Genomic DNA, 16,042 nt, shown 5'->3' with positions numbered 1-16,042 from the left:
CAGGTTCTGGTCAAGCCAGGTTCGGTCAAGCCGCACACCAAGTTCACCGCAGAAGTCTACGTCCTGTCGAAGGAAGAAGGCGGTCGTCACACGCCGTTCTTCAAGGGCTACCGTCCACAGTTCTACTTCCGTACCACTGACGTGACCGGTAACTGCGAACTGCCGGAAGGCGTTGAAATGGTAATGCCAGGTGACAACATTCAGATGACTGTTACCCTGATCAAGACCATCGCAATGGAAGACGGTCTGCGCTTCGCTATCCGTGAAGGCGGTCGTACCGTCGGCGCCGGTGTCGTAGCAAAAATTATTGAATAAGTAGTTGATTTACTTGATCAGGCCGGTATAATGGCCGGCCTGATACAGCGTTACAGGTCAGTAGCTCAATTGGCAGAGCGACGGTCTCCAAAACCGTAGGTTGGGGGTTCGATTCCCTCCTGACCTGCCATTTCACCTCGGTGTGATGGCTTTCTTCTTACAGGATCCTCCTCGATGACCCCCAAAACTGAAGCCCAAGAATCGCGTTTTGATCTGTTCAAGTGGCTGGCTGTAGTGGCTTTGGTGGTTGTTGGTGTCGTGGGTAATCAATATTACTCCGCCTCCCCAATCCTGTATCGCGTTCTTGTGCTTCTCGTCCTTGCTGCTGTCGCGGGCTTTGTAGCTCTGCAGACTGCGAAGGGCAAGTCGTTCTTTGCGTTGGCGAAGGAAGCTCGTACCGAGATTCGTAAAGTCGTGTGGCCGACCCGCCAGGAAACCACCCAGACCACGCTGATTGTCGTGGCTGTCGTGCTGGTTATGGCACTGCTGCTGTGGGGGCTCGACTCCCTGCTCGGCTGGGCGGTCTCCTTGATCGTTGGCTAAAGGTGTCCCGTGGCTAAGCGTTGGTATGTTGTGCATGCTTACTCGGGTTACGAGAAGCATGTAATGCGCTCCCTCATCGAGCGCGTCAAGCTGGCTGGCATGGAAGACGGTTTCGGCGAGATCTTGGTCCCGACCGAAGAAGTCGTCGAAATGCGCAACGGCCAGAAGCGCAAGAGTGAGCGTAAATTCTTCCCTGGCTATGTACTGGTCCAGATGGAGATGAATGAAGGGACTTGGCACTTGGTCAAGGACACCCCTCGCGTGATGGGCTTTATTGGCGGTACTGCTGACAAGCCTGCGCCGATTACCGATAAAGAAGCTGAGGCCATCCTGCGTCGCGTTGCCGACGGTAGCGATAAGCCGAAGCCCAAGACGCTGTTCGAGCCAGGTGAAGTGGTTCGAGTCATTGATGGTCCGTTCGCTGACTTCAATGGTAGTGTCGAAGAAGTTAACTACGAAAAGAGTCGCCTGCAGGTTGCGGTGCTCATTTTCGGTCGCTCTACTCCGGTGGAGCTCGAGTTCAGCCAGGTCGAAAAGGTCTAGGCGGACGAAGCATCCCATACCCCGCAGCCCTGTGTGCTGCGGGGTTTTGTCGTCACTGGGATAAAACGCAAGTCATCCGGGGAGCCATCAGGCGTTCGTACCCGATTTTGGAGTAGCTCATGGCTAAGAAGATTCAGGCTTACATCAAGCTGCAAGTTAAGGCCGGCCAGGCCAACCCAAGCCCACCCGTTGGTCCAGCTCTGGGTCAACATGGTGTGAACATCATGGAATTCTGCAAGGCCTTCAACGCCCGTACCCAGGGTCAAGAAGCCGGCCTGCCGACTCCAGTGATCATCACTGTCTACAGCGACCGTAGCTTCACCTTCGAGACCAAGAGCACCCCTGCCTCGGTTCTGCTGAAGAAAGCTGCTGGCCTGACCAGTGGTTCGGCTCGCCCGAACACCGTTAAAGTCGGTACCGTTACCCGTGCTCAGCTGGAAGACATCGCGAAAGCCAAACAGGCTGACCTGACTGCCGCTGACCTGGACGCTGCTGTACGCACCATCGCTGGCTCTGCCCGCAGCATGGGCCTGAACGTGGAGGGTGTGTAATGGCTAAGCTGACCAAACGCCAAAAGGCAATCGCCGAGAAAATCGAAGCAGGCAAGGCCTACAACTTCGAAGAAGCGGCAACTCTGCTGGCCTCGCTGCCTGCTGCCAAGTTCGTCGAGTCCTACGACATCGCCGTTAACCTCGGTGTTGACCCGCGTAAATCCGACCAAGTCGTACGTAGCGCTACCGTGCTGCCACACGGCACTGGCAAGACCGTTCGCGTTGCTGTCTTCACCCAGGGTCCAGCTGCTGAAGCTGCTCTGGCTGCCGGCGCAGATCGCGTAGGTATGGACGATCTGGCTGCCGAAATGAAAGGCGGCGACCTGAACTATGACGTCGTTATCGCATCGCCTGATGCCATGCGCGTTGTAGGTCAGCTGGGTCAGGTTCTGGGTCCTCGCGGCCTGATGCCTAACCCGAAAGTTGGTACCGTGACCCCAGACGTAGCCACTGCCGTGAAAAACGCCAAGGCTGGTCAGGTTCGCTACCGTACCGACAAAAACGGTATCATCCACACCTCCGTTGGCAAGATCGGCTTTGAAGCTGACAAGCTGAAGGAAAACGTTGAAGCCCTGATCGCTGACCTGAAGCGTATCAAGCCAGCTTCCTCGAAAGGTATCTACGTTAAGCGCGTTACCCTGAGCACCACCATGGGCCCAGGTCTGGTCATCGATCAGAGCTCGCTGAACGTGTAAGAACATGGCGGCGCGACCAGTCGCGCCGCCAGCAAAAATTGGGGTCCCTGCCTGGCGGGGGCTATCCAAGACCGTAGGCGGCGCAAGCCTTAAAATATCAGCCCACGCAGATGGTGCTCCCGATTCGTTACCGAATCAGACACCAAAACGACATCCGGCCTCGGCCAGATGAAACGGTAAAAACCAGGAGTAAACCCGTGGCAATTAAACTCGAAGACAAGAAGGCCATCGTCGCTGAAGTCAACGAGGCTGCCAAAGTCGCTCTGTCCGCTGTCGTGGCTGATGCCCGTGGTGTGACTGTAAGCGCAATGACCGGACTCCGTAAAGAGGCCCGCGAAGCTGGCGTATACGTACGTGTAGTGCGTAATACCCTGCTCAAGCGCGCTGTTGAAGGCACCGAATTCTCGATCCTCAACGACGCGTTCAAAGGCCCGACCCTGATTGCTTTCTCCAACGAACACCCGGGCGCTGCTGCTCGTCTGTTCAAAGAGTTCGCCAAGGGTCAGGACAAGTTCGAGATCAAGGCAGCTGCGTTTGACGGCAATTTCATTGCAGCGAACCAGATCGACGTGTTGGCTACCCTGCCGACCCGCGACGAAGCTATTGCACGACTGATGAGCGTTATTCAAGGCGCCACCAGCAAGCTGGCTCGTACTCTGGCAGCCATTCGCGACCAGAAAGAAGCTACCGCCGCCTAAGGCGTGCGAACTCTTTCAAAATCATACGTTTAATTTGATGGCTGCGTAGGCTGTCACCCCAATACAGGATTGAGTCATGTCTCTGACTAACGAACAAATCATCGAAGCAATCGGCCAGAAAACCGTTCTGGAAGTTGTTGAGCTGATCAAAGCAATGGAAGAAACCTTCGGCGTTACCGCTGCTGTTGCCGCTGCTGGCCCAGCTGCTGCTGCTGCCGTTGTTGAAGAGCAGACCGAGTTCAACGTTGTTCTGGTTGAAGCCGGCGACAAGAAAGTGAACGTGATCAAAGCCGTTCGCGAACTGACCGGTCTGGGCCTGAAAGAAGCCAAAGAGAAAGTCGATGGCGCTCCTCAGGTTGTAGCTGAAGGCGTTTCGAAAGAAGCCGCTGAAGACGCTAAGAAGAAGCTGGAAGAAGCAGGCGCTAAAGTCGAGCTGAAGTAATCTCGACCTTGCGATGCCAGCCTGAGCGTTGAGCGAAAGGCTGATGGCTGGTGGCTTATGCCACCGGCCTTTTTCCGTTATTGGTGGCCGGTCAGGCCGGTCCCGATAACGAGCTGCAAGACACCCATGTGGGTGGCGCAAACCAAGGGGTTTGCACGATTTTCTGGCTGCTCCCGCCGGGAGAAGCCAAACAAGCAGGTGACCAAGCTGGGGAACGCTGATGGCTTACTCATACACTGAGAAAAAACGTATCCGCAAGGACTTTAGCAAGTTGCCGGACGTCATGGATGTGCCTTACCTCCTGGCCATCCAGCTGGATTCGTATCGCGAATTCCTGCAAGCGGGAGCATCCAAGGATCACTTCCGCGACGTCGGCCTGCACGCGGCCTTCAAATCGGTATTCCCGATCATCAGCTACTCCGGCAATGCTGCCCTGGAGTACGTAGGCTATCGCCTGGGCGAACCCGCCTTCGATGTGAAGGAATGTGTCCTGCGTGGCGTGACCTTCGCGGTCCCACTGCGGGTCAAGGTGCGCCTGATCATCTTCGACAAGGAATCGTCGAACAAAGCGATCAAGGACATCAAAGAGCAAGAAGTCTACATGGGTGAAATCCCCCTGATGACTGAGAACGGTACCTTCGTTATCAACGGTACCGAGCGTGTGATCGTTTCCCAGCTGCACCGTTCGCCTGGTGTGTTCTTCGACCACGACCGTGGCAAGACCCACAGCTCGGGCAAGCTGCTGTACTCCGCTCGCATCATCCCTTACCGCGGTTCCTGGCTGGACTTCGAGTTCGACCCGAAGGACTGCGTGTTCGTGCGTATCGACCGTCGCCGCAAACTGCCGGCCTCGGTGCTGCTGCGCGCCCTGGGTTACAGCACTGAAGAAGTGCTGAATACCTTCTACACCACCAACGTGTTCCACATTTCCGGCGAAAAACTCAGCCTGGAACTGGTGCCACAGCGTCTGCGTGGTGAAGTTGCAGTCATGGACATCCATGACGAAACCGGCAAAGTCATCGTCGAGCAAGGCCGCCGTATTACCGCGCGCCACATCAACCAGCTCGAGAAGGCCGGCGTCAAGCAACTGGACGTTCCAATGGAATACGTCCTGGGCCGCACTACCGCCAAGGCTATCGTGCATCCGGCTACCGGCGAAATTCTCGCCGAATGCAACACCGAGATGACCACCGAGCTGCTGATCAAGGTCGCCAAGGCGCAGGTTGTCCGTATCGAGACCCTGTACACCAACGACATCGATTGCGGTCCGTTCATCTCTGACACTCTGAAGATCGATACCACCAGCAACCAGCTGGAAGCTCTGGTCGAGATCTACCGCATGATGCGTCCAGGCGAGCCGCCAACCAAGGATGCAGCCGAGACCCTGTTCAACAACCTGTTCTTCAGTGCCGAGCGTTACGATCTGTCCGCCGTAGGCCGCATGAAGTTCAACCGTCGTATCGGTCGTACCGAGATCGAGGGTTCGGGCGTGCTGAGCAAGGAAGACATCGTCGAGGTTCTGAAGACCCTGGTCGATATCCGTAACGGCAAAGGCATCGTCGACGACATCGACCACCTGGGTAACCGTCGCGTACGTTGCGTCGGCGAGATGGCCGAGAACCAGTTCCGTGTTGGCCTGGTGCGTGTCGAGCGCGCGGTCAAGGAACGCCTGTCGATGGCGGAAAGCGAAGGCCTGATGCCGCAAGACCTGATCAACGCCAAGCCGGTAGCGGCAGCGGTGAAAGAGTTCTTCGGTTCCAGCCAGCTGTCCCAGTTCATGGACCAGAACAACCCTCTCTCGGAGATTACCCACAAGCGCCGCGTCTCTGCACTCGGCCCTGGCGGTCTGACCCGTGAGCGTGCCGGCTTCGAAGTCCGTGACGTACACCCGACCCACTACGGCCGTGTGTGCCCGATCGAGACCCCTGAAGGTCCGAACATCGGTCTGATCAACTCCCTGGCTGCCTACGCTCGCACCAACCAGTACGGCTTCCTGGAAAGCCCGTACCGCGTGGTGAAGGAAGGCGTTGTCAGCGACGACATCGTGTTCCTGTCGGCAATCGAAGAGGCAGATCACGTCATCGCACAGGCTTCGGCCGCGATGAACGACAAGAAGCAACTGATCGATGAGCTGGTAGCAGTTCGTCACCTGAACGAATTCACCGTCAAGGCGCCGGAAGACGTCACCCTGATGGACGTTTCGCCGAAGCAGGTTGTTTCCGTTGCAGCGTCGCTGATTCCGTTCCTCGAGCACGACGACGCCAACCGTGCGTTGATGGGTTCGAACATGCAGCGTCAGGCTGTACCAACCCTGCGCGCCGACAAGCCGCTGGTAGGTACCGGCATGGAGCGCAACGTTGCCCGCGACTCCGGTGTCTGCGTGGTTGCTCGCCGCGGTGGTGTGATCGACTCGGTCGACGCTAGCCGTATCGTTGTTCGCGTTGCCGACGACGAAGTGGAAACCGGCGAAGCAGGTGTGGATATCTACAACCTGACCAAGTACACCCGTTCGAACCAGAACACCTGCATCAACCAGCGTCCGCTGGTGAGCAAAGGTGACAAGGTTCAGCGTGGTGACATTATGGCCGACGGCCCGTCCACCGACATGGGTGAGCTGGCTCTGGGTCAGAACATGCGCATCGCGTTCATGGCGTGGAACGGCTTCAACTTCGAAGACTCCATCTGCCTGTCCGAGCGTGTGGTTCAGGAAGATCGCTTCACCACCATCCACATTCAGGAACTGACCTGTGTGGCGCGTGACACCAAGCTCGGCCCAGAGGAAATCACTGCGGACATCCCGAACGTGGGTGAAGCCGCACTGAACAAGCTGGACGAAGCCGGTATCGTTTACGTAGGTGCTGAAGTTGGCGCTGGCGACATCCTGGTCGGCAAGGTCACGCCAAAAGGCGAAACCCAGCTGACTCCGGAAGAAAAACTGCTGCGCGCAATCTTCGGCGAGAAGGCCAGCGACGTTAAGGACACCTCCCTGCGTGTGCCAACCGGCACCAAGGGTACTGTCATCGACGTACAGGTCTTCACCCGTGATGGCGTAGAGCGCGATAGCCGCGCGCTGGCCATCGAGAAGATGCAGCTCGACGAGATCCGCAAGGACCTCAACGAAGAGTTCCGCATTGTTGAGGGTGCGACCTTCGAGCGTCTGCGTTCTGCCCTGAACGGCCAGGTGGTTGATGGTGGTGCGGGCCTGAAGAAAGGCACCGTGATCACTGACGAGGTGCTGGACGGTCTGGAGCACGGCCAGTGGTTCAAACTGCGCATGGCTGAAGATGCACTGAACGAGCAGCTGGAAAAGGCTCAGCAGTACATCGTCGACCGTCGCCGTCTGCTGGACGACAAGTTCGAAGACAAGAAGCGCAAGCTGCAGCAGGGCGATGACCTGGCACCGGGCGTACTGAAGATCGTCAAGGTTTACCTGGCAATCCGCCGTCGCATCCAGCCGGGTGACAAGATGGCCGGTCGTCACGGTAACAAGGGTGTCGTCTCGGTCATCATGCCGGTTGAAGACATGCCGCACGATGCCAACGGTACTCCGGTTGACGTCGTACTGAACCCGCTGGGTGTACCTTCGCGTATGAACGTTGGTCAGATCCTTGAAACCCACCTGGGCCTCGCGGCCAAGGGCCTGGGTGAGAAGATCGACCGCATGCTCGAAGAGCAGCGTAAAGCCGCTGAGTTGCGCGTGTTCCTGACCGAGGTCTACAACGAGATCGGCGGTCGTCAGGAAAACCTCGACGAGTTCACCGACGAAGAGATCCTGGCCCTGGCTAACAACCTGAAGAAAGGCGTGCCGATGGCCACCCCGGTCTTCGATGGTGCCAAGGAGCGCGAGATCAAGGCCATGCTGAAGCTGGCCGACCTGCCAGAGAGCGGCCAGATGGTGCTGTTCGACGGCCGTACCGGCAACAAGTTCGAGCGTCCTGTGACCGTTGGTTACATGTACATGCTCAAGCTGAACCACTTGGTGGACGACAAGATGCACGCGCGTTCCACTGGTTCCTACAGCCTGGTTACCCAGCAGCCGCTGGGTGGTAAGGCGCAGTTCGGTGGTCAGCGTTTCGGGGAGATGGAAGTGTGGGCGCTGGAAGCATACGGCGCGGCATACACCCTGCAAGAAATGCTCACAGTGAAGTCGGACGACGTGAACGGCCGTACCAAGATGTACAAGAACATCGTGGATGGCGATCACCGTATGGAGCCGGGCATGCCCGAGTCCTTCAACGTGTTGATCAAAGAGATCCGTTCGCTCGGTATCGATATCGATCTGGAAACCGAATAACACGTGACGCGAAGGGGAGTGGGGCAGGTAATGCCCGCTCCCTGCTCCGCCAGGAGGAAAGGCCTTGAAAGACCTACTGAATTTGCTGAAAAACCAGGGTCAAGTCGAAGAGTTCGACGCCATCCGCATCGGTCTGGCGTCGCCTGAAATGATCCGTTCGTGGTCGTTCGGTGAAGTTAAGAAGCCGGAAACCATCAACTACCGTACGTTCAAGCCTGAGCGTGACGGCCTGTTCTGCGCCAAGATCTTTGGCCCAGTCAAGGACTACGAGTGCCTGTGCGGCAAGTACAAGCGCCTCAAGCACCGCGGCGTAATCTGCGAGAAGTGCGGCGTTGAAGTTGCCCTGGCGAAGGTTCGTCGTGAGCGCATGGCGCACATCGAGCTGGCCTCGCCGGTTGCCCACATCTGGTTCCTGAAGTCGCTGCCGTCCCGTATCGGCCTGCTGATGGACATGACCCTGCGTGATATCGAGCGCGTGCTCTACTTTGAGAGCTATGTCGTTATCGACCCGGGCATGACTACCCTGGAAAAGGGCCAGCTGCTGAACGACGAGCAGTACTTCGAAGCGCTGGAAGAGTTCGGTGATGACTTTGACGCCCGCATGGGTGCCGAGGCTGTCCGCGAGCTGCTGCACGCTATCGACCTGGAGCACGAGATCGGCCGCCTGCGCGAAGAAATTCCGCAGACCAACTCGGAAACCAAGATCAAGAAGCTTTCCAAGCGTCTGAAGCTGATGGAAGCTTTCCAGGGCTCGGGCAACCTGCCTGAGTGGATGGTCCTGACCGTTCTGCCAGTGCTGCCGCCGGACCTGCGTCCGCTGGTGCCGCTGGATGGTGGCCGTTTTGCGACCTCCGACCTGAACGACCTGTATCGTCGGGTGATCAACCGTAACAACCGCCTGAAGCGCCTGCTGGATCTGTCGGCGCCGGACATCATCGTGCGCAACGAAAAGCGCATGCTGCAGGAAGCGGTCGACGCCCTGCTGGACAACGGCCGCCGTGGTCGCGCCATCACTGGCTCGAACAAGCGTCCGCTGAAGTCCCTGGCCGACATGATCAAAGGTAAGCAAGGTCGCTTCCGTCAGAACTTGCTCGGTAAGCGTGTTGACTACTCCGGCCGTTCGGTAATTACCGTAGGTCCGACCCTGCGTCTGCACCAGTGCGGTCTGCCGAAGAAGATGGCCCTCGAGCTGTTCAAGCCGTTCATTTTCGGCAAGCTGGAAATGCGTGGTCTGGCGACCACCATCAAGGCTGCCAAGAAGATGGTCGAGCGCGAGCTGCCAGAGGTGTGGGACGTTCTCGCCGAAGTGATTCGCGAACACCCCGTACTGCTCAACCGTGCACCGACTCTTCACCGTCTGGGTATCCAGGCGTTTGAACCCGTACTGATCGAAGGTAAGGCTATCCAGCTGCACCCGCTGGTCTGTGCTGCGTACAACGCCGACTTCGACGGCGACCAGATGGCCGTTCACGTGCCGCTGACCCTGGAAGCCCAGCTCGAAGCGCGTGCGCTGATGATGTCGACCAACAACATCCTGTCGCCAGCCAACGGTGAGCCAATCATCGTTCCGTCGCAGGACGTTGTACTGGGTCTGTATTACATGACCCGTGAAGCGATCAATGCCAAGGGCGAGGGTCGCGTGTTCGCCGACCTGCAGGAAGTCGACCGCGTATTCCGCGCCGGCGAAGCCGCCCTGCATGCGAAAATCAAGGTTCGTATCAACGAAACCGTGAAAGAGCGTGATGGCTCGGTGGTCAAGAACACCCGCATCGTCGACACCACCGTCGGCCGTGCGCTGCTGTTCCAGGTTGTGCCAGCAGGTCTGCCGTACGACGTGGTCAACCAGCCGATGAAGAAAAAGGCGATCTCCAAGCTGATCAACCAGTGCTATCGCGTGGTTGGTCTGAAAGAGACCGTTATCTTCGCCGACCAGCTGATGTACACCGGTTTCGCTTACTCGACCATTTCCGGCGTTTCCATCGGTGTTAACGACTTCGTTATCCCGGACGAGAAAGCCCGCATCATCGGTAACGCTACCGACGAAGTGAAGGAAATCGAGAGCCAGTACGCCTCCGGTCTGGTAACCCAGGGCGAGAAGTACAACAAGGTCATCGACTTGTGGTCGAAGGCGAACGACGAAGTGTCCAAGGCGATGATGGCCAACCTCTCGAAAGAGAAGGTCATCGACCGCGAAGGCAAGGAAGTCGAGCAAGAGTCCTTCAACTCGATGTACATGATGGCTGACTCGGGTGCGCGGGGTTCCGCAGCCCAGATCCGTCAGCTGGCCGGTATGCGTGGTCTGATGGCCAAGCCGGACGGCTCCATCATCGAGACGCCAATCACTGCGAACTTCCGTGAAGGTCTGAGCGTACTTCAGTACTTCATCTCGACTCACGGTGCTCGTAAGGGTCTGGCGGATACCGCACTGAAAACCGCTAACTCCGGTTACCTGACTCGTCGTCTGGTGGACGTTGCCCAGGATCTGGTTGTGACCGAGATCGACTGCGGCACCGATCAGGGCCTGGTGATGACGCCACACATCGAAGGCGGCGACGTTGTAGAGCCGCTGGGTGAGCGTGTATTGGGTCGTGTCATCGCCCGTGACGTGTTCAAGCCAGGTACCGAGGACGTTATCGTTCCGGCCGGTACCTTGGTCGACGAGCAGTGGGTTGAGTTCATCGAGCTGAACAGCATCGACGAAGTGATCGTGCGTTCGCCGATCAACTGCGAAACCCGCTACGGCATCTGCGCCAAGTGCTACGGTCGTGACCTGGCTCGCGGTCATCAGGTGAACATCGGTGAAGCTGTCGGCGTTATCGCTGCCCAGTCGATCGGTGAGCCGGGTACCCAGCTGACCATGCGTACGTTCCACATCGGTGGTGCCGCAAGCCGTACTTCGGCTGCCGACAGCGTCCAGGTGAAGAATGGCGGTATGGTGCGTCTGCACAACCTGAAGCAGGTTGAGCGTGCCGACGGTAACCTGGTTGCCGTATCGCGTTCGGGTGAGTTGGCGATTGCCGACGAGTTCGGTCGTGAGCGTGAGCGCTACAAGCTGCCTTACGGTGCGGTGATTTCGGTCAAGGAAGGTGAAAAGGTCGAAGCTGGCGCCATCGTCGCCAAGTGGGACCCGCACACTCACCCGATCGTTACCGAGCTGAAAGGTACCGTGACCTTCGTGGGCATGGAAGAAAACATCACCATCAAGCGTCAGACCGATGAACTGACTGGCTTGACCAACATTGAAGTACTGGACGTCAAGGATCGCCCTGCCGCAGGCAAGGAAATCCGTCCAGCAATCAAGATGGTCGATGCCTCAGGCAAGGACCTGTACCTGCCAGGTACTGACGTACCTGCCCAGTACTTCCTGCCAGCCAACGCCCTTGTTGGTGTGGCTGACGGTGCGCAGATCGGTGTTGGTGACGTTATCGCGCGTATCCCGCAAGAAACGTCGAAGACCCGTGACATTACCGGTGGTCTGCCGCGTGTTGCCGACCTGTTCGAAGCGCGTCGTCCGAAAGAAGCCTCGATTCTGGCTGAAGTCAGCGGCACCATCGCATTCGGTAAAGAGACCAAGGGCAAGCGTCGCCTGGTGATCACTCCGACCGACGGTAGCGATCCGTACGAAGAGCTGATTCCGAAGTGGCGCCACCTGAACGTCTTCGAAGGTGAACAGGTAAACCGCGGCGAAGTTATCTCCGACGGCCCGAGCGATCCGCATGACATCCTGCGTCTGCTGGGTGTGAGCGCGCTGGCGAAGTACATCGTCAACGAGATCCAGGATGTTTACCGCCTGCAAGGCGTGAAGATCAACGACAAGCACATCGAGACCATCCTGCGTCAGATGCTGCGCAAGGTCGAGATCTCCGAGTCGGGCGATTCCAGCTTCATCAAGGGCGACCAGATGGAACTGACCCAGGTGCTGGTAGAGAACGAGCGTCTCGCTGGCGAGGACAAGTTCATCTCCAAGTTCACCCGTGTGTTGCTGGGTATCACCAAGGCCTCGCTGTCCACCGAGTCGTTCATCTCCGCGGCTTCCTTCCAGGAAACCACCCGCGTACTGACCGAAGCGGCGGTAACCGGCAAGCGCGACTACCTGCGCGGCCTGAAAGAGAACGTGGTCGTGGGTCGTCTGATCCCGGCTGGTACTGGTCTGGCCTACCACAGCGAGCGTAAGCGTCGCCGTGATGCCGACAAACCGCTGCGTGTAAGCGCCAGTGAAGTGGAAGCTGCACTGACCGAAGCGCTGAATTCCAGCGGTAACTAAGTACAGGGCAAGGCCCCGGCAAGCCTCGGGCGAGCATCGGCGACATGAAATGTTGCCGATGATCGGGCGGGGAGGGCCGGGGCCTCGTCTTGACTGGGTGCAAGATCCTCTTTAGACTTTTGTACCCTTAAATTTGGTGAGGCTCCGTCTCGCCAATTTTTGGCTTTCTTGCAAGACAATAGAGTCGCAAGACAATCAGTGGAGCTAGTAGATGGCAACTATCAACCAGCTGGTACGTCAGCCGCGTAAGCGTTCGGTCGAGAAGTCCGACGTTCCTGCGCTGCAGAACTGCCCGCAGCGTCGTGGCGTGTGCACCCGTGTGTACACCACCACGCCGAAAAAACCTAACTCGGCACTGCGTAAAGTATGCCGTGTGCGTCTGACCAACGGTTTCGAGGTTTCCTCGTACATCGGTGGTGAAGGCCACAACCTGCAAGAGCACAGCGTCGTCCTGATTCGTGGCGGCCGTGTAAAAGACTTGCCAGGTGTTCGTTACCACACCGTTCGCGGCTCTCTGGATACTTCGGGCGTTAAAGGCCGTAACCAGGGTCGTTCGAAGTACGGTACCAAGCGTCCGAAGTAATCGGTCGTTTGCAGACATCCATTTTTTTGAGTCGATAAGAGTAAGGTCGGGCGTGGGTCGAATGACCTGGTCCCGGGCTAACCTGAAGACCGTTTGAGGGCTTATCATGCCAAGACGTCGTGTAGCAGCAAAACGTGAGATCCTTGACGATCCGAAGTACGGATCCCAGATCCTCGCGAAGTTCATGAACCACGTGATGGAAAGCGGCAAGAAGGCCGTAGCCGAGCGCATCGTTTACGGTGCCCTGGATACCGTCAAAGCACGCAAGAACAGCGACCCCCTGGAAATCTTCGAGAAAGCTCTCGACGCCATCGCTCCGCTGGTCGAAGTAAAGTCCCGTCGTGTCGGCGGTGCCACTTACCAGGTTCCGGTTGAAGTTCGTCCATCCCGTCGTAACGCTCTGGCAATGCGCTGGCTCGTAGACTACGCCCGCAAGCGCGGCGAGAAGTCGATGGCTCTGCGTCTGGCCGGCGAGCTGCTGGATGCTGCCGAAGGCAAGGGTGCTGCAGTCAAGAAGCGTGAAGACGTTCACCGTATGGCTGAAGCCAACAAAGCGTTCTCGCACTACCGCTTCTAATTCAAGCATCAATCTTTTTGCGAGGGCTTTATGGCTCGTACTACAGCAATTAACCGCTACCGTAACATTGGTATCTGTGCCCACGTTGACGCGGGTAAGACCACCACTACCGAGCGGATCCTGTTCTACACAGGTCTGAGCCACAAAATGGGCGAGGTGCATGACGGCGCCGCGACCACTGACTGGATGGTGCAGGAGCAGGAGCGGGGTATCACCATTACCTCCGCTGCCGTTACCACCTTCTGGAAAGGTTCCCGTGGTCAGTATGACAACTACCGCGTAAACGTCATCGATACCCCTGGCCACGTTGACTTCACCATTGAAGTAGAGCGTTCGCTGCGTGTACTCGACGGCGCGGTCGTTGTGTTCTGTGGCACCTCCGGCGTTGAGCCGCAGTCCGAAACCGTATGGCGTCAGGCCAACAAGTACGGCGTTCCGCGTGTTGTTTACGTGAACAAGATGGACCGTGCTGGTGCAAACTTCCTGCGCGTCGTAGGTCAGATCAAGAACCGTCTGGGTCACACTCCGGTTCCTGTTCAGCTGGCCATCGGTTCGGAAGATAACTTCCAGGGTCAGGTTGACCTGATCAAGATGAAGGCTATCTACTGGAACGACGACGACAAGGGTACTACCTACCGCGAGGAAGAAATTCCTGCGGATATGGTCGAGCTGGCTAACGAATGGCGCAACAACATGGTTGAAGCCGCCGCCGAAGCCACCGAAGAGCTGATGAACAAGTACCTTGAAGAAGGTGAGCTGTCCGTCGAAGAGATCAAGGCAGGCCTGCGCGCGCGCACCCTGGCCAGCGAGATCGTTCCGGCTGTCTGCGGTTCGTCGTTCAAGAACAAGGGTGTTCCCCTGGTTCTCGACGCCGTTATCGACTTCCTGCCAGCTCCGACCGAGATCCCGGCGATCAAGGGTATCCACCCTGACCTGATCGACGTGCCTAAGGACGAAGTCAAGCCAGAGCAGTTCGACGAGCGTCATGCTGACGACGACGAGCCGTTCTCGGCCCTGGCCTTCAAGATTGCCACCGACCCGTTCGTTGGTACTCTGACCTTCGTTCGCGTTTACTCGGGCTTCCTGACCTCCGGTGACTCTGTCATCAACTCGGTCAAAGGCAAGAAAGAGCGCGTTGGTCGTATGGTCCAGATGCACGCCAACCAGCGTGAAGAGATCAAAGAAGTACGTGCAGGCGACATCGCTGCTCTGATCGGCATGAAGGACGTCACCACTGGTGATACCCTGTGCAACGCCGACAAGCCGATCATCCTTGAGCGTATGGACTTCCCTGAGCCTGTGATTTCGCTCTCTGTAGAGCCGAAAACCAAGCAGGACCAGGAGAAGATGGGTATCGCACTGGGCAAGCTGGCTCAGGAAGACCCATCGTTCCGCGTCAAGACCGATGAAGAAACCGGTCAGACCATCATCTCCGGTATGGGTGAGCTGCACCTGGATATCCTCGTTGACCGCATGAAGCGCGAATTCAACGTCGAAGCCAACATCGGCAAGCCGCAGGTTTCGTACCGCGAGAAGATCACCAAATCCAACGTCGAGATCGAAGGCAAGTTCGTTCGTCAGTCGGGTGGTCGTGGTCAGTTCGGCCACTGCTGGGTTCGCTTCTCCGAGCCGGACGTGGACGACAAGGGCAACATCACTGAAGGTCTGGTGTTCTCCAACGAAGTCGTTGGTGGTGTGATTCCTAAGGAATACATCCCTGCGATCCAGAAGGGTATCGAAGAGCAGATGAAAAACGGCGTTGTTGCCGGTTATCCTCTGATCGGCCTGAAGGCCGCGGTATTCGACGGTTCGTACCACGACGTCGACTCCAACGAAATGGCGTTCAAAATCGCTGCTTCGATGGCGACCAAGCAACTGGCCCAGAAGGGCGGTGGCGTGGTTCTCGAGCCGATCATGAAAGTCGAAGTTGTAACCCCGGAAGACTACCTGGGTGACGTGATGGGTGACCTGAACCGTCGTCGTGGTCTGGTCCAGGGTATGGATGAGTCGGTCTCTGGCCGTGTCGTCCGTGCTGAAGTACCGCTCGGAGAGATGTTCGGTTACGCAACCGACGTTCGTTCCATGTCTCAGGGTCGCGCAAGCTACTCCATGGAATTCTCCAAATACGCCGAAGCTCCGTCGAACATCGTCGAAGCACTCGTTAAAAAACAAGGCTAATCCCCTTTAGGCAAGAGGTTCACTGTCGTGGCTAAAGAAAAATTTGATCGTTCCCTTCCCCACGTTAACGTCGGCACCATCGGCCACGTTGACCACGGTAAGACCACTCTGACCGCAGCTCTGACTCGCGTTTGCTCCGAAGTTTTCGGTTCGGCAATCGTTGAGTTCGACAAGATCGACTCGGCTCCGGAAGAAAAAGCGCGCGGTATTACCATCAACACCGCTCACGTTGAGTACAACTCGACCATTCGTCACTACGCTCACGTTGACTGCCCAGGTCACGCTGACTACGTGAAGAACATGATCACCGGTGCTGCCCAGATGGACGGCGCGATCCTGGTTTGCTCGGCCGCCGATGG

The 16,042-nt window shown here is 57.5% G+C and carries 12 protein-coding genes, 1 tRNA gene and 1 pseudogene; all 14 read left to right on the top strand.

Annotated elements, in window-relative coordinates; translation table 11 throughout:
- A pseudogene (locus ACF8Q6_RS10155) lies at positions 1 to 315 on the top strand (elongation factor Tu); the annotation flags it as partial.
- A 54-nt stretch (positions 316 to 369) separates the two neighbouring features.
- Positions 370 to 445 (top strand) — tRNA-Trp (locus tag ACF8Q6_RS10150).
- Positions 446 to 489: 44 nt separating this feature from the next.
- Entirely contained in the window at positions 490 to 858 is a 369-nt protein-coding gene (secE, locus tag ACF8Q6_RS10145) for a preprotein translocase subunit SecE (protein WP_003255502.1), read from the top strand.
- 9 nt (positions 859 to 867) lie between these two features.
- Entirely contained in the window at positions 868 to 1,401 is a 534-nt protein-coding gene (gene nusG, locus ACF8Q6_RS10140) for a transcription termination/antitermination protein NusG (RefSeq protein ID WP_003255501.1), read from the top strand.
- Positions 1,402 to 1,520: 119 nt separating this feature from the next.
- A complete protein-coding gene (rplK, locus tag ACF8Q6_RS10135) occupies positions 1,521 to 1,952 on the top strand; it encodes a 50S ribosomal protein L11 (RefSeq protein WP_003255500.1) in 432 nt (143 codons plus the stop codon).
- Complete coding sequence (gene rplA, locus ACF8Q6_RS10130; protein ID WP_003255499.1) at positions 1,952 to 2,647, top strand: 50S ribosomal protein L1; 696 nt, start codon at positions 1,952 to 1,954, stop codon at positions 2,645 to 2,647. Before rplK ends, rplA begins: the two co-directional genes overlap by 1 nt.
- A 197-nt stretch (positions 2,648 to 2,844) precedes the next feature.
- Positions 2,845 to 3,345: a 50S ribosomal protein L10 gene (gene rplJ / locus ACF8Q6_RS10125; protein WP_003255497.1), complete on the top strand. Its 501-nt coding sequence runs from the start codon at positions 2,845 to 2,847 to the stop codon at positions 3,343 to 3,345.
- Between the two features lie 76 nt (positions 3,346 to 3,421).
- Complete coding sequence (rplL, locus tag ACF8Q6_RS10120; protein ID WP_003255496.1) at positions 3,422 to 3,787, top strand: 50S ribosomal protein L7/L12; 366 nt, start codon at positions 3,422 to 3,424, stop codon at positions 3,785 to 3,787.
- Positions 3,788 to 4,007: 220 nt separating this feature from the next.
- A complete protein-coding gene (gene rpoB, locus ACF8Q6_RS10115) occupies positions 4,008 to 8,081 on the top strand; it encodes a DNA-directed RNA polymerase subunit beta (protein ID WP_003255495.1) in 4,074 nt (1,357 codons plus the stop codon).
- 64 nt (positions 8,082 to 8,145) lie between these two features.
- Positions 8,146 to 12,345, top strand: coding sequence for a DNA-directed RNA polymerase subunit beta' (gene rpoC / locus ACF8Q6_RS10110; RefSeq protein ID WP_003255493.1), 4,200 nt, complete (start codon positions 8,146 to 8,148; stop codon positions 12,343 to 12,345).
- Positions 12,346 to 12,556: 211 nt separating this feature from the next.
- Entirely contained in the window at positions 12,557 to 12,928 is a 372-nt protein-coding gene (rpsL, locus tag ACF8Q6_RS10105) for a 30S ribosomal protein S12 (protein WP_003255492.1), read from the top strand.
- A 106-nt stretch (positions 12,929 to 13,034) separates the two neighbouring features.
- Positions 13,035 to 13,505, top strand: coding sequence for a 30S ribosomal protein S7 (gene rpsG, locus ACF8Q6_RS10100; protein WP_003246741.1), 471 nt, complete (start codon positions 13,035 to 13,037; stop codon positions 13,503 to 13,505).
- A 30-nt stretch (positions 13,506 to 13,535) separates the two neighbouring features.
- Positions 13,536 to 15,683 (top strand): elongation factor G, encoded by a 2,148-nt coding sequence (fusA, locus tag ACF8Q6_RS10095; protein ID WP_003255490.1) that lies wholly within the window; start codon positions 13,536 to 13,538, stop codon positions 15,681 to 15,683.
- Between the two features lie 27 nt (positions 15,684 to 15,710).
- Positions 15,711 to 16,042, top strand: a 332-nt coding sequence (locus ACF8Q6_RS10090) for a GTP-binding protein (protein WP_392498741.1), incomplete at its 3' end; no start/stop codon positions are given.

This window comes from Pseudomonas sp. GLN_2, assembly GCF_043106005.1.
Lineage (GTDB): Bacteria > Pseudomonadota > Gammaproteobacteria > Pseudomonadales > Pseudomonadaceae > Aquipseudomonas > Aquipseudomonas alloputida.
Note: the sequence above shows the minus strand (reverse complement) of the source record. Positions and strands in the feature narration are given on the sequence as shown.